This is a genomic window from Acinetobacter gyllenbergii CIP 110306 = MTCC 11365 (assembly GCF_000413855.1).
Lineage (GTDB): Bacteria > Pseudomonadota > Gammaproteobacteria > Pseudomonadales > Moraxellaceae > Acinetobacter > Acinetobacter gyllenbergii.
In genome coordinates this window covers 44,256-62,427 of the sequence record NZ_ATGG01000002.1, presented here as the reverse complement: position 1 = coordinate 62,427, position 18,172 = coordinate 44,256, and the positions used below count along the sequence as shown (strand labels likewise).

General features: G+C 42.8%; 15 protein-coding genes. 8 read left to right on the top strand and 7 right to left on the bottom strand.

From position 1 onward, the window contains the following. Positions 1-2 precede the first annotated feature (2 nt). From thiL to glmS, 4 genes are read left to right on the top strand one after another with little or no spacing between them, the layout of a single operon-like run. Positions 3-920: a thiamine-phosphate kinase gene (gene thiL / locus F957_RS19905; protein ID WP_016542243.1), complete on the top strand. Its 918-nt coding sequence runs from the start codon at positions 3-5 to the stop codon at positions 918-920. Then, positions 898-1,419 (top strand): phosphatidylglycerophosphatase A family protein, encoded by a 522-nt coding sequence (locus F957_RS19910; RefSeq protein WP_016660077.1) that lies wholly within the window; start codon positions 898-900, stop codon positions 1,417-1,419. The genes thiL and F957_RS19910 overlap by 23 nt, the downstream gene beginning before the upstream one ends. Before the next feature lie 19 nt (positions 1,420-1,438). After that, on the top strand, positions 1,439-2,803 hold the full coding sequence (glmU, locus tag F957_RS19915) for a bifunctional UDP-N-acetylglucosamine diphosphorylase/glucosamine-1-phosphate N-acetyltransferase GlmU (RefSeq protein WP_016542241.1): 1,365 nt from the start codon (positions 1,439-1,441) through the stop codon (positions 2,801-2,803). A gap of 12 nt (positions 2,804-2,815) precedes the next feature. Continuing rightward, positions 2,816-4,654 carry a glutamine--fructose-6-phosphate transaminase (isomerizing) gene (glmS, locus tag F957_RS19920; RefSeq protein WP_016542240.1) on the top strand — a complete coding sequence of 613 codons (1,839 nt, stop codon included), beginning with the start codon at positions 2,816-2,818 and terminating at the stop codon, positions 4,652-4,654. 186 nt (positions 4,655-4,840) lie between these two features. Here glmS and F957_RS19925 read toward each other — a convergent pair whose 3' ends face one another. From F957_RS19925 to pncA, 3 genes are all read right to left on the bottom strand, one after another. After that, entirely contained in the window at positions 4,841-5,479 is a 639-nt protein-coding gene (locus tag F957_RS19925) for a YitT family protein (RefSeq protein WP_016542239.1), read from the bottom strand. Positions 5,480-5,698: 219 nt separating this feature from the next. Then, complete coding sequence (locus F957_RS19930) at positions 5,699-6,163, bottom strand: Lrp/AsnC family transcriptional regulator (RefSeq protein ID WP_004656983.1); 465 nt, start codon at positions 6,161-6,163, stop codon at positions 5,699-5,701. Between the two features lie 91 nt (positions 6,164-6,254). Next, positions 6,255-6,887, bottom strand: a complete 633-nt coding sequence (pncA, locus tag F957_RS19935; RefSeq protein WP_016542238.1) for a bifunctional nicotinamidase/pyrazinamidase — start codon at positions 6,885-6,887, stop codon at positions 6,255-6,257. 290 nt (positions 6,888-7,177) lie between these two features. Between pncA and dapA the strand changes: the two genes are divergently transcribed. From dapA to F957_RS19955, 4 genes are all read left to right on the top strand, one after another. Next, on the top strand, positions 7,178-8,071 hold the full coding sequence (gene dapA, locus F957_RS19940) for a 4-hydroxy-tetrahydrodipicolinate synthase (protein ID WP_004656980.1): 894 nt from the start codon (positions 7,178-7,180) through the stop codon (positions 8,069-8,071). A gap of 15 nt (positions 8,072-8,086) precedes the next feature. Next, positions 8,087-8,689, top strand: a complete 603-nt coding sequence (locus tag F957_RS19945) for a hypothetical protein (protein WP_016542237.1) — start codon at positions 8,087-8,089, stop codon at positions 8,687-8,689. A gap of 35 nt (positions 8,690-8,724) precedes the next feature. Continuing rightward, on the top strand, positions 8,725-9,444 hold the full coding sequence (purC, locus tag F957_RS19950) for a phosphoribosylaminoimidazolesuccinocarboxamide synthase (protein WP_004656976.1): 720 nt from the start codon (positions 8,725-8,727) through the stop codon (positions 9,442-9,444). A gap of 242 nt (positions 9,445-9,686) precedes the next feature. Further along, a complete protein-coding gene (locus tag F957_RS19955) occupies positions 9,687-12,095 on the top strand; it encodes a TonB-dependent receptor plug domain-containing protein (protein WP_016542236.1) in 2,409 nt (802 codons plus the stop codon). A gap of 649 nt (positions 12,096-12,744) precedes the next feature. On the opposite strand, the gene F957_RS19965 is transcribed toward F957_RS19955, so the two are convergent. From F957_RS19965 to F957_RS19980, 4 genes are all read right to left on the bottom strand, one after another. Then, entirely contained in the window at positions 12,745-14,484 is a 1,740-nt protein-coding gene (locus F957_RS19965) for an amidohydrolase (protein ID WP_016542235.1), read from the bottom strand. A 145-nt stretch (positions 14,485-14,629) separates the two neighbouring features. Continuing rightward, the gene (locus F957_RS19970; protein WP_016542233.1) at positions 14,630-15,748 is read right to left on the bottom strand and encodes an acyltransferase family protein; all 1,119 of its coding nucleotides are present in this window, start codon (positions 15,746-15,748) and stop codon (positions 14,630-14,632) included. 127 nt (positions 15,749-15,875) lie between these two features. Further along, on the bottom strand, positions 15,876-16,760 hold the full coding sequence (gene yddG / locus F957_RS19975; RefSeq protein ID WP_016542232.1) for an aromatic amino acid DMT transporter YddG: 885 nt from the start codon (positions 16,758-16,760) through the stop codon (positions 15,876-15,878). A 105-nt stretch (positions 16,761-16,865) separates the two neighbouring features. Continuing rightward, positions 16,866-18,140, bottom strand: coding sequence for a replication-associated recombination protein A (locus tag F957_RS19980; RefSeq protein ID WP_032860999.1), 1,275 nt, complete (start codon positions 18,138-18,140; stop codon positions 16,866-16,868). Between the last annotated feature and the right edge of the window lie 32 nt (positions 18,141-18,172).

Below are 18,172 nucleotides of genomic sequence, written 5' to 3'. Positions count from 1 at the left end.
AAATGGCTGAGTTTTCAATTATTGAGCATTACTTTAAACGCACATCCAATACCGATGTCAGTTTAGGTATCGGTGATGACTCAGCCATTATTACCCCACCATCTTCACAACAACTGGTGATCTGTGCAGATACATTAGTTGCTGGTCGCCATTTTCCCTTCGACACCGCTGCCCATGCCATCGGCTGGAAAAGCGTCGCAGTCAATTTATCTGACTTGGCGGCAATGGGGGCAAAACCCCACAGCATTTTACTCGCACTGAGTCTTCCTACGGTTGATCACGACTGGCTGGCTGCATTTAGTCAGGGCTTGTTTGATTGCTGCGATCAGTTTGGCGTGAGTCTGATTGGGGGCGATACCACCCAAAGTACCCAATTGACCATTAGTGTGACTGCGCTAGGCTGGATCGAACATGGTCAGGCCATTACCCGTGCAGGTGCACAAGTCGGTGACTATATCTGTGTCAGCGGCCAAATCGGTGATGCTGCGTTTGGATTACAACATCTTGGTCATGCCTTGCAACAACGTTTGGATTATCCAACCCCACGTTGCCAGCTGGGCCAACAGCTCAAAGGGCTGGCTTCCAGTATGATTGATATCTCGGATGGATTGGCGCAAGACTTAGGCCATATTTTAAAAGCATCCAATGTCGGTGCAAAATTACAGCTTGAGCAACTTCCATTAGATTCATCACTCAAACAACTGGATCTGCAACAGGCTTGGCATTATGCACTTGCAGGGGGCGATGATTACGAATTATGCTTTACAATATCACCGCAAAACTTTAAACAACTATCGCGACAACAATTAGATGTTCCGCTTACAATAATCGGCGAAATTACCCAACAAACTGGATTGTTATTTGAGTATATGGGCAAAACACACCCATTACATGTTCATGGATACCAACACTTTGCATAAGCCTCCCATTCACTTTAACCAAATGACTTGGTTCGACCGTTTCATCGTGTTCTGCGGTGTCGGTTTTGGTTCTGGTTTAGCACCCAAGGCTCCTGGAACCTTTGGTTCGGCCTTTGCTCTGTTATTTGTCCCACTGTGGCTCTATCTAGGTCTGTCGGCCAGTATTGTCGTGGTTGTTTTGATGTCTTTGATAGGCATCTATATCTGTGGGCATACTGCAAAAGTCATCAATGTGCATGACGATGGTCGCATTGTCTGGGATGAATTTGCAGGACAATCAATTACCCTCCTGCCTTTGCTCTATTTACAACAGATGAATTGGCTGTGGGTCATTGTCGGGTTTATCTTATTCCGTATATTTGATGTCTGGAAACCATTCCCCATTAGCTGGGCTGACCAAAAAGTATCTGGCGGCTTAGGGATTATGTTGGATGACATCATTGCTGGCCTTTGGGCAGCACTTTGTATTCTTATTTTTCATTTTTATCTTTTGACTTAAGCCACTATTAGAGTTAGTTATGTCAACAACTGTTATTATTCTTGCAGCAGGGAAAGGAACGCGGATGCGTTCACAATTACCAAAAGTATTACAACCACTTGCAGGCCGTCCTCTGCTCGGTCATGTCATTCAAACTGCAAAAAAACTCAATGCCCAAAACATTATTACCATATATGGGCATGGCGGTGAACTGGTTAAGCAAAGCTTTGCGGCAGAACAGATTGAATGGGTTGAGCAAGCAGAACAACTCGGCACAGGTCATGCAGTACAAATGACCCTCCCTGTTTTGCCTCAAGAAGGTGTTTCACTGATTTTATCAGGCGATGTACCTTGTATTCATGCAAATACGCTACAAAAATTATTGGATGCATCAACTCAAACAGGCATTGGCTTAGTGACGCTCACTGTCGATGATGCAACAGGTTATGGCCGTATTGTCCGCCAAGATGGTAAAATTCAAGCCATTGTTGAACATAAAGATGCCAGCGAAGAACAACGCCAAATTAAAGAATTTAATACCGGCATTTATTGTGTCAGCAATGCAAAACTTCACCAGTGGTTGCCGCAACTTTCCAATGAAAATGCGCAAGGTGAATATTACCTCACTGATATTATCGCGATGGCGATTGCGGATGGCTTAGAAGTTGCCTCAGTTGAACCCGAACTTGCGTTTGAGGTTGAAGGGGTCAATAACCGCTTACAACTTGCGACCTTAGAACGTCAGTTCCAACAACAACAAGCCAAAGAATTGATGCTACAAGGTGTTCACTTAATTGACCCAAATCGTTTTGATTTACGTGGTACCTTAAGCTGTGGACAAGACGTACAGATTGATGTCAATGTCATCATCGAAGGCGACTGTGAATTGGGCGATAATGTCCAACTCGGCGCAGGCTGTATTCTAAAGAATACACGCATTGCGGCAGGCACTAAAGTTCAGGCTTATAGCATTTTTGAGAATGCGATTGTCGGTGAAAACACCCAAATTGGTCCTTTCGCGCGTTTACGTCCAGGTGCCAACCTTGCCAATGATGTGCATATCGGTAACTTTGTAGAAGTGAAGAACTCGAATATGGGTCTAGGCTCAAAAGCCAATCACTTTACTTACTTAGGTGATGCCGATATTGGTGCGGATTGTAATATTGGTGCAGGTACCATTACCTGTAATTATGATGGCGCGAACAAACACCGTACTGTGATTGAAGACAATGTATTCATTGGAACCAATAACTCTTTGGTTGCACCAATCAAAATTGGTCGAGGTGCCACAACAGGTGCAGGATCAACCCTCACTCGAGATGTGGCTGAGCATAGTTTGGCTGTCGAACGATCAAAACAGTTTGAAAAAGCAAATTATCAACGTCCCCAAAAACTGAAAAAATAAGAGGATAAAATTATGTGTGGTATTGTTGGTGGCGTTGCTGAACGTTGTGTAACCGATATTCTGATTGAAGGACTGAAACGTCTGGAATATCGTGGTTATGACTCTGCTGGTTTAGCATTACTCAATAATCAGAAAATCTTGCGTGAACGTCGTGTTGGTAAAGTTGCCAACTTGGCCGAAGCCGTGTCAGAACAACATTTAACGGGTAATGTGGGTATTGCACACACCCGTTGGGCAACTCACGGTAAACCGACAGAAAACAATGCCCACCCGCATGTTTCGGGTGATGTTGCAGTGGTTCATAACGGGATCATTGAAAACTACCAAGAACTCAAAGATGAATTGCAAGCTTTAGGCTATGTGTTTACCTCGCAAACCGATACCGAAGTGGTTGCACATCTTGTTAACGATGCGCTAAAGCAAACAGATAGCCTGCTAGAAGCTGTACAAAAGATTACGCCACGCCTTAAAGGTGCTTATGCGCTTGGGATTGTGCATACGGCGCATCCTGACGAGCTGATTACAGTCCGTGAAGGTTCACCATTGGTGATTGGTGTCGGTATAGGCGAGAACTTTATTAGCTCAGACCAACTGGCTTTATTGCCTGTGACCAACCGCTTCGTTTATCTAGAAGAAGGTGATATTGCGCGCTTAACCCGTAGCAGCATTGAAGTTTTTGTTAATGGCGAGCCTGTACAACGTCCAGTCAAAGAGTTAGATGCCACAGTCAGCAATGCATCTAAAGGTGAATATAAGCACTTCATGCTGAAAGAAATCTATGAGCAACCTGAAGCGATTCAGCAAACCATTTCTCAAGCATTGAACGGCAATAGCTTACGTGATGATTTCCTCAATCATGCCAATGCCGATTTTGACAAGATTCAACAGATTCAAATTATTGCCTGTGGTACCAGCTATCATGCGGGGATGATTGCCAAATATTGGTTTGAACAACTGATTGGTGTGCCTTGCCAAGTTGAGATTGCCAGTGAGTTCCGTTATCGCACCCCAGTGATTGTGGCAAATACACTGTATATCTGTATTTCTCAATCAGGGGAAACTGCGGATACTTTAGCTGCATTACGTGAAACCCAGAAACGTGCCAAAGCCAATCATATTGACATCACCACCATGACGATTTGTAACGTTGCGACCTCATCAATGGTGCGCGAAACAGATCATCATTTACTGACACTTGCGGGTCCAGAAATTGGGGTGGCTTCAACCAAAGCCTTTACCACCCAGCTGGCAGCATTGATGTTATTGATCTTAAAAATTGGTCAAGTTAAACAAAAGCTGTCTGCCGCACAACTGACTGAAATTACTGAAGCATTGTGGCATTGTCCAAAAGTCATTTTAGATACCTTACAGGGTAATACTGAAATTCTGCGTTTATCAGCACTTTTTGTTGAGAAAAATCACTGCTTATTCTTGGGTCGTGGTACACACTTCCCAATCGCACTAGAAGGCGCATTGAAACTGAAAGAAATTTCATATATTCATGCGGAAGGTTATGCTGCAGGTGAATTGAAGCATGGTCCACTGGCTTTAGTCGATAATGAAATGCCCGTGGTCATCTTAGCACCACAGGATGACATGCTCGATAAACTCAAATCGAACATGGAAGAAGTTCAAGCCCGTGGTGGTGAATTATTCGTTTTTGCAGATGAGAACAGTGGTATTCACGGTAAAGATCGTCAACATGTCGTACATGTTCCAGCGGTAAATGAATGGCTAGCACCGATCGTTTATAGCGTGCCTGTACAACTGCTGTCTTATCATGTTGCAGTGTTACGTGGTACTGATGTCGATCAACCACGTAACCTCGCCAAGAGTGTGACGGTCGAATAATTCGATACGGATTTACAGCGTCGCTTGCACTACGCTGATACAGTAAAAAGCGCCATAAAGAGATTCTTTATGGCGCTTTTTTTGAATTTCATGATCTCAGTCATTTAATGGATTAGATCACATCTAGCGTCTCATGATCGATTGTGTTCTACGACAGTCAAACCCATCTCAGAGCGTACACTTGCATTAAGCCACATAACGCGTGCTTTTATGATTCAATAACACAATCGAATTAAGAATAATCACGCCCAAAATTGAAATCAGAATTAACTTCCAATCGACAAAGAACAATGATGCTAACAAGATTGCGAGATCAATACCTAACTGTACTTTGCCTGCAGGGATCTGAAAGCGCTCCTGCAAATACAACGCCAGTAGATTGATGCCACCTAAGCTCGAACGATGTCTAAACAGGATCAAAAAGCTCACCCCCATCAATACATTAGCAAAAACTGTAGCGTAAATAGGATTCACATCGGAGAGATGAAAAAATTGTGGAATGATTTCAGTAAATCCGGCCAACAATGCAACAGCGATAAAGGTTTTCACCACCAGCGCAATACCCATCTTTTTATAGGCAAAATAGTAGAACGGGATATTGATCAGGAAAAATAATACGCCGAACTTCAGATCAGTAATGTAATGAATCAGCAAAGATAAGCCTGCTGTCCCTCCGGTCATAATGCCTGCCTGCTGCAATAAAGTCATTGCGAAAGACAGGATGAATGTTCCGATCAACATCGCTAATGCATCTTCAATTTTAGAGTGCTGCTCAATCACAGGCATGACTGGACTTACCAGAGATACATTTTGCTCGGTATTCATAACGGTACAACTCAAATAGGAGAACAGCTAAAGGGAGAGAGATCTTTCAAAGAAAGACATGGCATATTTGATCATTTTTATTAGAATTTCGCAATTTATTCTTATATTTTTACCATAAATGCAATTTATATTCAAAATAATCCATTTCGAATAGTCTACGCACTTCGATCAGCTTTACTTTGGCTTTGCCTTAGATGATGTGACAACGAATTCCTTTTTTTATTTAATCGCAATCCCGTTTTCTTTTAATTTTTCCAACACAATTGAAGTATTGAGATTACTGACACCAAAGTTCTTAGAGGACAAAATTCCAATCAGTTTGACCATCTCATCGAGATTTTTAACTGCTACTTTAAGGGCAAAATCATAACTGCCCGTTAATTTATGAATATCTTTCACAGCAGGTTCGTGCATCAAGAATTCAACAAAACGATCATGGGTTGCATCACTATAGTTTTGCAATTTCACTTCAATAATGCCCATGATCGGCGCAGGATCAGCACTCAATGCGATTTGGGCATAATAACCCGTGATAATTTTCTTCTGTTCAAGCTGAACCCGACGACGTGAACATTGCGAGGTCGATAAACCAACCAATTCAGCCAATTCCTGATTGGCCAAGCGTCCATTCATTTGTAAATGATGGATAATTTTTTGATCAAAATCATCAAGTTCAATGGTCATAAAACGCTCAGCTTAGGTTTAAGGCATAATTTAACTGATGCTGTTGCATCAGCTTGAGAAGTTTAACGCCTTTAGATCAATCAGCTCAAGCTTATGCCAAAATTGCCGCAGACTGAATCCGCTGAACCCCCTGTTCTAACATACTTTGCCATGCGCTGTGCAATGAACCATTCAAATCAATCGCTTTGCACGCATCTTCAATCACAAAGGTTTTAAAACCCATCTGCGCGGCATCCAAGGCTGTCCATGCCACACAAAAATCAGTGGCAATCCCCACAATATAAACCGTATCAATTTGATGCTCTTGAAGATAGCCCTTTAACCCAGTCGGTGTTTTACGGTCCGCCTCCATAAAAGCAGAATAACTATCAATATTAACGTGAAAGCCTTTGCGGATAATCAATTGTGCCGTTGGAATATCTAAATCAGGGTGAAATTCGGCATCCTGCGTCCCCTGTACACAATGCTTTGGCCACAATACCTGCGTGCCATAAGGTAACTCAATGGTTTCAAAAGGCGCTTTATGTGCATGATTATCAGCGAAAGAAATATGTTGATCAGGATGCCAGTCTTGGGTCAGCACCACCGTTTCAAACTGATGTGCCAATTGATTAATCACTGGGATAATCTGATCGGCATCCGTGACTGCCAAGTTTCCACCTGGGGTAAAGCCATTTTGTACATCGACGACAATTAATGCGCTATGTTTCGAATCTATCTGCATCTCAATATTCAATCTAGATCGCTTCTTGCTACACCATACGCTGCCGATCGTCGTCTGACTAGCCATCGCCCAACTTTTCATAAGATGAAAATCATTCAGGACAAAGATGAATGAAAGTTTTCAGCTGTTTGACTAAAGCATATTGTTCTTATGCCGCCGATCAGTCATAATTTGCATAATTGTCATTCAATCGAATTCATTATTGAACGACGAATCAAAATACTGCAACCATCCAACATTTCGTTTCAACTAATTCAATCTCGGATGGGAAAATAGGATAGTTTTTTAAAATGACTCAGCTAGCACAGAATATTCAAGGCTCAATTGTCGCACTCGTCACCCCTATGTTTGAAGATGGTCGCGTAGATTGGAAGAGCCTTGAGAAGCTCGTTGAGTGGCACATCCAACAAGGTACACATAGTATTGTTGCTGTTGGCACAACGGGCGAAGCGTCTACATTAAGCATGGAAGAGCACACACAGGTCATCAAAGAAGTGATTCGTGTAGCCAATAAACGCATTCCGATTATTGCGGGTACAGGTGCAAATTCGACTCACGAAGCAATTGAACTGACCAAAGCAGCCAAAGAACTCGGTGCAGATGCTGCATTGCTCGTTACGCCATATTATAATAAACCCACACAAGAAGGCTTATATCAACACTATAAAGCAATTGCTGAAGCCGTTGATATTCCACAAATTCTTTATAATGTCCCAGGTCGCACTGGCGTTGACATGCAAAATGAAACCGTGATTCGTCTTGCTGATGTTAAAAACATTGTTGGGATTAAAGATGCAACAGGCGATGTACCTCGTGGTCAAGCCCTCATCGAAGGTTTAAAAGGTAAAATTGCAGTTTATTCAGGTGATGATGAAACCGCTTGGGAACTGATTTTACTTGGCGCGAAAGGTAATATTTCGGTTACCGCCAATGTTGCACCAAAACAAATGAGCGAAGTTTGTGAAGCAGCCTTAGCTGGCGATCAAGCCAAAGCACAAAGTTTGAATCAACAAATTGCAAATCTACACAATATTTTGTTTTGCGAATCAAACCCAATTCCTGTGAAATGGGCATTGCATGAGATGGGATACATTAGTACAGGTCTACGCCTGCCTTTAACCGCTCTCGCAGAACAATATCGTGAACCGCTCCGCACAGATTTAAAAACTGCGGGCATTATTTAATACGAGCAATTTATGATGCAATTACGTCTTGGTGTTGTCCTTGTCATTTCAGCTTTAAGTTTGGCTGGTTGTGGTCGTTTTGCCCTCAATAATCATTCTTTAGATTATAAAAAAGCGCAAGCGCTTGAACCACTCAAATTCCCTGAGAATGCAACGGTAAGACCATTCACGCCATTGTATCCAGCACCAACGGTTGATCCGCTTGCGATTCAACATGCGCCAACATTTGAAAACAAAACTGGCAACCGTTATGCATTACCTCGTCCAGAGTCAATGCAAACTGCAAGCACTACCACTGAAGCGACAGCAACCAGCTTGGGTCGTCCACAATTGGTGATGGATGGGAATAAAAACCCATTACTGAAAGTGGAAGGTCCAACAGCCACTGCTTGGCAATATGCCTTTGCAACTGTGAGCAGCCTCAACTACAAAGTCATCTCTCAAGCAGATCATGGCTATGAAGCAACAATTAAGGTCGGTGAGCAAAACTACCTGTTGAAGCTTTCTGCGGTTGGCTCAAGCAATACTATTGCCCTCTTCAAACTCGACACGACTTTTGCAGAACCAGCGGTTGCAACTGAAGTGTTAGCCCAGATTTACCAAAATTGGCCAGCCTAGTCGTTTACTAGGCATTTTTTTCAAAAGGTTCCCCCATGTTAAAACAAACCTTGCTCTATACTGGTAAAGCTAAATCTGTATACGAGACAGATAACGCTGATCACCTGATTTTAGTCTTTCGTGATGATGCTTCGGCATTCAATGGCGAAAAAATCGAGCAACTCGATCGTAAGGGCAAGGTCAACAACCGTTTTAACGCCTTCATCATGGACAAATTAGCTGCTGCGGGTATCGAAACGCATTTTGAAAAATTGCTTTCTCCAACTGAAGTGCTGGTTAAAAAACTTCAGATGATTCCAGTTGAATGCGTGATTCGTAACTATGCAGCGGGTTCATTATGCCGTCGTTTAGGTGTTGAAGAAGGTAAGGAATTAACTCCGCCAACATTTGAATTGTTCTTCAAAGATGATGCGCTTGGCGATCCTATGGTGAACGAATCTCAAGCAATTGCTTTAGGTTGGGCGACTGCTGAACAACTTGAAAAAATGAAAGAACTCACTTACCAAGTGAATGATGTGCTCAAAGCATTATTCGATGCAGGTAATATGATTCTGGTTGATTTCAAACTTGAATTCGGTGTGTTCCATGACCGTATCGTATTGGGTGATGAATTCTCTCCAGACGGTTGCCGTTTATGGGATAAAGACACCAAGAAAAAACTAGATAAAGACCGTTTCCGCCAAGGTTTAGGTGGTGTGGTTGAAGCATATGAAGAAGTGGCTGCACGTTTAGGCATTAACTTAGACGATATCTAAGCCTAGCTAAGCTGTTAGTTCTAAACAAAAAACCAGTCCAATCGGGCTGGTTTTTTATTCTTTATTCAAAAATAATTAGCTTCGCTTTAAATATCAATATCATATAAATCATTTACTTAAAAAGCATTCCATCAGCTTTGCAACTTTAATTCTAACCTTATGTTTTTATATTGTTTTTGAAAATATTTTGATGCTCCTACCATGTTCACAAATGTTTACAAAACTTGAGTTAGAAGATCAAAATGAATGCTCCCCTTGTAAAAACTTTCCCTTTAAGTCTGAGTAGTAGTCTGATTTTGCTTGCCCTGTATAGCAATGTACATGCCGCTGAGAACACGCCCATAGAGCCCGAACAAGTCAAAACGCTCGCGACCATTGTGGTCACAGGAACGCGGACCAACAATCGTTCACAAACAGAGTCCTTACAGCCAATTGATGTGATTAGTGCCAAAGAACTGACTGAACGCACGGGCTCCAATGAACTCGGGACAGCGCTGTCTCGAATTATTCCTTCAATTAACTTTCCACGCCCAACGGTGGTGGATGGAACCGAGCTGGTCCGTCCTGCCCAATTAAAAGGCCTTGCACCAGATCAGGTGCTGGTTTTAGTCAATGGCAAACGTCGTCACACAGGGGCTTTTATTAATCTCGGCGGTACCATTGGTCGTGGTTCTGCACCGACTGATTTAAATGCGATTCCCATCTCTGCCATTAGTCGTGTCGAAGTACTCCGCGAAGGTGCATCGGCTCGCTATGGCTCTGATGCGATTGCAGGTGTGATTAATATTATTTTGAAATCCAATCCAAAACATGGCGAAGCTGGGATTAAATACGGGATTTATAACAAAGGAGATGGTGAACAAAAACAATCCTTTGTTTCAGGTGGAACCCAACTGAATCATTATGGCTATGCGATTTTTTCAGGGGAATGGCAGGATAGCCAAGCTACCAATCGCGCAGGTGCTGACCTGCGTGATCCAAAATCAACCACCTATGGACAGCGTACATTCCGTTTTGGAGATCCAGACTCAGACGAAGTTAAAGCAGCAGTGAATCTGGGTTATGACCTCAGTGATCATGCCGAGCTGTATTCTTTTGCGACCTATAGCCATCGTAATGCCGAGACTGCTGGATTCTATCGTTTAAGTAATGCATCAAATAATATTCCTGCCCTCTATCCAAATGGCTACCTACCCATCATACAAGGACAACTGGATGATTTTGGCGCAGTGGCAGGGATTAAAGGCGATTGGTCAGCATGGCATTATGATGCATCCGTCAATTATGGTTTGAATCGTTATGATGTCGATACCAAAACGATTAATGTCGATCTTTATAAAGATACCGCCATGACACCATTCGGCTTCCAAAATGGCACACTGAAAAATGCTCAAACGGTGGTGAATTTTGATGTTTCTCGAGCGTTTAATCTCGCAGCACTCGCTAGCCCATTGAATGTTGCCTTTGGTACACAGTATTTGAATCAAAAATATCAAATCCAAGCAGGTGATCCAGCGTCCTATTATAAAAGTGGCTCTTCAGGGCTTGCAGGTTTTCGATCGGCCGATGCAGGTGAATGGTCAAGAGACAGTTATGCCGCCTATCTTGATTTAGAAGCCAATTTAACTGAAAAATTGTCTGCATCTACAGCCTATCGCCATGAATATTATAATGATTTTGGTCACACCGATAATGCTTCATTGTCTTTGCGTTATGCCGTCCATCCGGTGCTTGCGCTACGTGGCAGTGCCTCTACAGGTTTCCGTGCACCGAGCTTAGCGCAACAATATTTTGCTCAAACCTCATCACAACTGGTCAATGGTCAATTGGTTGAGGCTGGCACCTTTCCAACTAGCTCACAAGTGGCTCAATTACTTGGTGCTGAACAGCTAAAACCAGAAAAATCAAAAAACTATAGCGTGGGTATAGTACTGACACCTACAGACCAGTTGTATGTGACCTTGGATGCCTATCAAATCGACATTGATAATCGAATTAGTCTGTCTTCCAATATCAATGCGAGCAGTACTGCCGTTCGTCAATATCTAAATTCAAAAGGAATCACCGACACCAACTTCAGCACCATTCGTTATTTCAACAATGCCAGCGATACCCGCACACGCGGTGTTGACTTAGTGGCAACCTATAAATGGAATGCTTTGCCTTATGGCGAACTGAATACCTCACTGGCCTATAACTACAATAAAAATAAAGTGACGCATGTGGATGGAAATCCCGCCATCTTAGATGCATTGGGAATCAACCTGACCCGCCTAGACCGTCGAGAACAATACGGTTTATTGGCTGGCAGTACCCCTGAACATAAATTCAGTTTAGCGAATGACTATAAGCTTGGAAATTTCAGTGTGAATACCAATCTCACCCGCTATGGCAGTTTTAAAACCTTTAGTAATTCAGGCGAAGCCAAAGACCAAAAATTCTCAGCCAAATGGTTATTGGATTTAGCCCTGTCTTACCAATATCAAAACTGGAACTTTACTGTTGGTGGCGACAATATTACCGATGTTTATCCTGATAAAGATGTCTATGACATCAACCAACCGACAGGGGGCAGCTTACCCTATAGCCAGTTCTCACCTTTCGGCTTTAATGGCGCGTTTTATTACGGCAAAATCAATTATCGTTGGTAATAATCAAAAACCGAGCCAGATGGCTCGGTTTTTTTAAGTTATGATATTGGCACAATCAGCTCTAAAACCCATAAATAGGTATTCCAATATTAATGAAGCCGCTAAGCCAATCCTGAATATTTTGTAGAAGCATGGGAATTCGATCTATCTTTAGGCTTAAGTTTATAAAATGATGATGAGATATCTTTCAATTTTGTTCTTCTTGATGTCAGGCATAGCTGGATATACCATCGATAAACTTGGACAGGATCTTTGCCTGTCTGACTATATCGCGGTTGGTACGATCACCTACTTTAAAGAGCTACAGGGTGTTTCTGCAAATGATCCGTCCATGCTCAGCATCTGTGGAATATTCTCTATCATCTTTTCAGTCATTCTCATTTTAATAAAAAACAAATATTTATATTTAACAGTAATCTTTATCTTATTCATCCTAGAATTTATATTCATGAATATGATGGAAACAGCCTCCTATACAGAAATCATCTACGACTCAATTACGAAATGTTCAAATCTTTCTGTACTTGGGTGGGTGGCCGGCCAACTAATCGGTTTAATCGGAAGTATTTGCTATATCTTTAAAAACAACGAATAAGCTTTATTCGCTTTACAGAAAAAGAAAAACGAGCCATCGGGCTCGTTTTGCTTTTTAGTCACTTGCATTCTGATAAATCAGTTTGCCCTCTTTGTAAGTTGCCAACACTTTAATGTTTTTAATCTCACGACTGGGGACAGTCAACGGGTTCTGATTCAGAATGACCAAGTCAGCCAATTTACCTTGGCTCAAAGTGCCCTTGGTCTGGTCCTCAAAATACTGATACGCTGCCCAGTCCGTCATCGACTTTAATGCCAGATAAGGGCTTACTCGCTCTTCTGCCCCTAACACATAATTGCTCCGCGTTACTCGGTTCACGGTCGCATCCAGCATCATCATACTGCTCGGGGGTACCACAGGTGCATCATGATGCTCGGTAAAGATCAGATGCTTTTTCAAAGCCGTTGCGGTTGGTGAAATATGGGCAGCTCGGATTTCGCCTAGCGTTTGTTGACGATGCCAATCGCCCCAATAAAAGGTATGCAACGAGAAGAAGGAAGGAATAATATCTAAGGCTTTGAGCTGATCTAGCTGATCGTCACGGATGGTTTGCGAATGGATCAATACGCTGCGACGGTCGCCTTTACCTTGCTTCGCAGTCGCATCTTTTACCGCCCCAATAAATTGATCAATGGCGGCATCACCATTGGCATGTGCAAGTACCTGCCAACCTTGCTTAAATGCTAAGTTAATATAGTCCTTGACCTGTTGATCGTTACTCATCGCAGGATAGCCCTTGTAGGTCTTATCTTTACCTTCAGGTGGGATTAAATATGGTTGAGTCAGCCAAGCAGTTTTCCCTTGAGGTGAACCATCTAAGCTGATTTTGACCCCACCAATCCGAAAATGCTGATCATACTGATGGCTGCTACCTTGCTTGAGCATATAGTCTTGACTGGTGGTGATATCAGGGTAAGACACCACATCAATCGGCAGACGATTCTGCTGAGCCAAAGCATGCCACATTTCAGTGGTGCCCTGATCAGCCCGTCCTTCCTGAACCGTAGTGAAACCATTCTTCACATAGGCAGCAATGCCTTTTTCTGCAATCTGAAACATCACCGCAGGGGGAACATCTTTAAAAATTGAGCCAATCGCGCTAAATAAAGCGGATTCTTCCAACACACCATTTGGGATATTTGAATTGGTTTCACGGCGAATCACCCCACCCGCTGGATTCGGAGTATGTTGATTGATCTTCAGCAATTCCAGTGCTTTATGATTGACCGAGGCTAAATGCCCCGATTGATGCAAAATCATCACCGGTTGGTCTAGAGATACCCGATCTAAATCGGTTGCCGTCGGATGACGCTGCTCATTCAATTGCGCATCATCATAGCCATTACCCAAAATCCAGCCGCCCATGGTTTTAATTACAGCTGGATTCTGAGCTTTCCATTGGTTCAATACATTTACCAACGAGTTGATATCTGAGACCTGACCATCAGGCATGGGGTAGAGATTAGCCACCATTTGATGAAAACCAACCATATTCACATGACTATGCGCATCAATAAAGCTGGGCAATAAGGTTTTATTGTTTAGATCAATCGACTGAACTTTTTTATCCGCCAAGCGTTCAGCCTGCTGTTTTGAGCCCACAAAACGAATTTTTCCATCCTTCACCAATAGAGCTTCTGCATATTCAGGACTATTGCCCGACATGGTTAGAATCGGGCCACCATAAAACAGTTGTTCTGTTGCAGTAACAGGCACAGCCATCGTTGTACAACCCGCAATAGTCAATGAAATAGAAGTGAATAAGGTACAGTGTTTGAGATAAGTACGGTTCATGCATTAAAACCCATATTTTTATTATGTCTTTTTTGATTAAAACTGATTCTGCCTGCAATAGAAAGCATTCACTGATTATTTTTGTAATGTTTGATCAATTTTTTATAGTGCAGCAGCATTACCGAGATGCTGCACCACTCAGTGGTTAAAACATTTTTGCCAATTTATTCGAGATCTTAATCGCGGCATCATCGACATAACGGCTATAGGGTTGTGCCAAAATAATGCTCAGCAACACGATCAGTAAACTTGCTACTAATCCCGCATTGAGATAGGAAAAACCGCCTTGTACATGTAAAAGATTAAACAATGGAATGCCCAAAGCGTACAACACTGCCAAGTGGATCAGATAAATTGAAAATGAGATTTTGCCTAAAAACACGAACACACGTTGGTCAAACAACTGTGCCAGCCACCTGCTCTTGAGCACCGCATAAACAATGCAAAAACCACCGACAAAGTTGAGGTAGTCGTAAGTTTGTTCACCTAAAAACTGGGTAAACAACTGATAGCTGGCACTACTGTTGTGTGCACCACACAAATATAAGCCCAATATAAACAGCACAACCGAAACGACAGTACTCAGCTCTACAGCATACAGAAACAGTCCCATGCCCAAAATAAAACTGAGTAGGCCCAACAATACGGTTTGCGAGATCATATAAGCGGTCACAATGCTGATGATAAGAAATAGACCACATAGAATTGGCAGCTTGCCATAAAGATAGCAAGCCAGATAAATCACCAGTGACCCAAGCAACTCAATTTGCATGGTCCACAGTACCCAGTTATAACTGGAATCGCCGAATAAGAATGCACCCATACTGCCTTCATACAAAGCGGTACGCAGTTGCGGATGTGGATTGGCAAGCGCTGCTCCCCACTCGGAAACATGCGAGACGTCCACAGGCACAAAACACACCAGATAAGCGATAATACAAGAGACAAAGGCAGGAATAGCCAAGCGCGGGTAACGTTTAATCAAGGAATTTTTCAATTGTGTTGCGGTATTGTGCTTTTTAAAACTGGATAATGTCAGTACAAAGCCACTTAAAACAAAGAATACAAAAACTGCACCTGTACCTGAATAAAAAAAGGCCAACGGTGAGTGATGTAACTGCGCAAAAAAATCATATTGCGGTACCGCACTGATATCAAAATTATGCAGCTGCGGGAAAAAAGTCAGTGAGATATGTGACAACACAACGGCGAGACAAGCCAAGCCTCGGATACTTTCCGCAGCATTAATTTTGTTTGTGGTCATGGTGGAGCTTGATCATCCTTGATAAGCGGGATGATGCGACCTTTTATCTAGAGTGTCTAGAGGTCACTTACAAAAATACAGTGACTGTCCAGCGCATCAGCAAGACCAAACAAAACCAGACAATGTTTTAGTGTTTTTTCTGCGTTGCTACCCAGCATAGAATTGAACCTAAACACACCATAAATGCACCATACCAAAAAGAAAGGCCTAATGGCGTACTGAGGAGAATTGCCGAAAAAAAGGCAGATAGAACTGGAATAAAATAGGATGCACCGGCCAATAGTGTCACATTGCCATGCAAAATTCCTACATTCCAAGCGGCATAACCAAAGCCCATTGCTGCTGCCGCAAAAAACAATGAAATTGAAGAAGACCAATCAAAATCAAATGTACCACCGCCCATCAATGCATATTTAATCCAAAGCACCACCGAGACCAGAATAAAGAATAGGGTGATGCCATTGGTTCCCTGCGCAATTCTCGCTGTGAGCGTACAGTAGGCAGCCCAGAGTAATGTTCCAATAAAGGCAAGCCCATAACTGAATGGATTGTGCTGTATGTTTTGCAGCATACCAGCCAAATCAAAACCCTGCTCGCCACCGAGCACCCAACAGATCCCCAATATTGAAAGGATAAAGCCAGGAATAATCAAGAAATTGGCTTTTTGCTGATTAAAAACAATGGCAGCCACCATGGTAAAGGTCGGCCATAAATAATTGACCATTCCCACTTCAATCGCTTGTCGATTATTACTGCTATAGCCAATCGAAAGCGATAAACAAATTTCATAGGCAACAAATAGAATACTGCCCCAGATCAAATAGGTTTTAGGAAAGCTTTTTAGACTGGTCCAACCGACCGAGAAAAACAGAAAAATTGAGGCCAGTGTATAAATCAGTGCTGCACCACCCACTGCGCCAAAATGACTACTGACATCCTTAATCAAGGCAACGATCAAACTCCACAGTAAGATCGCAACCAATCCAATCAATGTTGCTTGTTTTGCGTTCATTTTTATACAAATAGAATATTGAGGCCAAAGCAGAATCTATCGATGCGATTCGGGTTCTTGCTTTGGACAATTTTAAAATGATCGGTGAATCAACCGAATTTTTGATTACTGCTGCTGTTGTTCCTGTTGCCAACGACGCTGCTGCAAGCGTTCGCCTTCGACTTCACGTTTATTTAAGGCTCGCTCGTACAGCTTGGTACCACGCAACTCGGGTGGCAAATAGTCCTGTAACACAAAATGTTCTGGATAGTTGTGCGGATACAGATAATCCACCCCATAACCTTGCTGCTTCATCAACTTGGTTGGCGCATTGCGTAAGTGCAAAGGTACTGGCAGGTTTGCGGTTTTTTCTGCCAACTCCAAGGCTTTGTTAATCGCGAGATAGGTGCTATTACTTTTCGGGCTAGTAGCCAAATACACGGCACATTGTCCTAGAATAATGCGCGCTTCAGGCATCCCCACGGCTTGGACTGAACGGAAACACTCTCCCGCCAGCAACAAGGCATTTGGATTGGAATTGCCAATATCTTCCGATGCAGCAATCAGCATACGGCGCGCAATAAAGACTGGATCTTCGCCACCTTTCAGCATGCGTGCCATCCAGTACAGGGTTGCATCTGGATCACTGCCGCGAATCGATTTAATAAAAGCCGAAACCAAATCATAATGCTGCTCACCTGATTTGTCATAGCGTGCAATATTTTGCTGTGCGACTTTAACGACGATGGCATTAGTTACGATATTTTCAACATCAGGTTCAAAAGTACTGGCAATCAGATCAATCAGATTAAGCGCCTTGCGTGCATCACCTGCCGCAAATTGAATCAGCGCATCATATTCTTCAATCTGGATAAAACGTTCTTTTAAGAACTTATCCGTTTGAATGGCTTTATTCAATAGGGTTTGAATCGCCTCAGCACTCAGGTTATTCAGGGTATACACCTGACAACGCGATAACAAGGCACTATTCACTTCAAAAGAAGGATTCTCTGTAGTTGCCCCAATCAAGGTGATTTTGCCTTTCTCAACCGCATTGAGTAAGGCATCTTGCTGCGATTTATTGAAACGATGAATCTCGTCAATAAATACCACAGGGGTCAACAAGTCCCCGCTTTCCGCAATCACCTCACGCAGTTCTTTCACGCCTGTATTGAGTGCAGACAGACTGATAAAAGGACGATCTACCGCCTGAGCCAATAACAATGCAATCGTGGTTTTCCCTACCCCAGGAGGCCCCCAAAAGATGATCGAAGGCAGGTGTCCTTGATCAATCATCTGACGTAAAGGGGCATTGTCACCCAGCAAATGATCTTGTCCGATAATTTCGGACAAGTCACGAGGACGTAAACGTTCAGGTAAAGGAATATGTGTATCTGACATCATCACTGGCTTTATGATCTTTTACCCTAGTC

What these genes read in the sequence shown, in the direction of transcription:
- dapA (WP_004656980.1), top strand. Translation starts at nt 7,178, where the DNA reads ATGACTCAGCTAGCACAGAATATTCAAGGCTCAATTGTCGCACTCGTC.
- purC (WP_004656976.1), top strand. Translation starts at nt 8,725, where the DNA reads ATGTTAAAACAAACCTTGCTCTATACTGGTAAAGCTAAATCTGTATAC.
- F957_RS19965 (WP_016542235.1), bottom strand. Translation starts at nt 14,484, where the DNA reads ATGAACCGTACTTATCTCAAACACTGTACCTTATTCACTTCTATTTCA.
- yddG (WP_016542232.1), bottom strand. Translation starts at nt 16,760, where the DNA reads ATGAACGCAAAACAAGCAACATTGATTGGATTGGTTGCGATCTTACTG.
- F957_RS19930 (WP_004656983.1), bottom strand. Translation starts at nt 6,163, where the DNA reads ATGACCATTGAACTTGATGATTTTGATCAAAAAATTATCCATCATTTA.
- F957_RS19910 (WP_016660077.1), top strand. Translation starts at nt 898, where the DNA reads ATGGATACCAACACTTTGCATAAGCCTCCCATTCACTTTAACCAAATG.
- glmS (WP_016542240.1), top strand. Translation starts at nt 2,816, where the DNA reads ATGTGTGGTATTGTTGGTGGCGTTGCTGAACGTTGTGTAACCGATATT.
- F957_RS19970 (WP_016542233.1), bottom strand. Translation starts at nt 15,748, where the DNA reads ATGACCACAAACAAAATTAATGCTGCGGAAAGTATCCGAGGCTTGGCT.
- F957_RS19945 (WP_016542237.1), top strand. Translation starts at nt 8,087, where the DNA reads ATGCAATTACGTCTTGGTGTTGTCCTTGTCATTTCAGCTTTAAGTTTG.
- F957_RS19925 (WP_016542239.1), bottom strand. Translation starts at nt 5,479, where the DNA reads ATGAATACCGAGCAAAATGTATCTCTGGTAAGTCCAGTCATGCCTGTG.
- glmU (WP_016542241.1), top strand. Translation starts at nt 1,439, where the DNA reads ATGTCAACAACTGTTATTATTCTTGCAGCAGGGAAAGGAACGCGGATG.
- pncA (WP_016542238.1), bottom strand. Translation starts at nt 6,887, where the DNA reads ATGCAGATAGATTCGAAACATAGCGCATTAATTGTCGTCGATGTACAA.
- F957_RS19955 (WP_016542236.1), top strand. Translation starts at nt 9,687, where the DNA reads ATGAATGCTCCCCTTGTAAAAACTTTCCCTTTAAGTCTGAGTAGTAGT.
- thiL (WP_016542243.1), top strand. Translation starts at nt 3, where the DNA reads ATGGCTGAGTTTTCAATTATTGAGCATTACTTTAAACGCACATCCAAT.
- F957_RS19980 (WP_032860999.1), bottom strand. Translation starts at nt 18,140, where the DNA reads ATGTCAGATACACATATTCCTTTACCTGAACGTTTACGTCCTCGTGAC.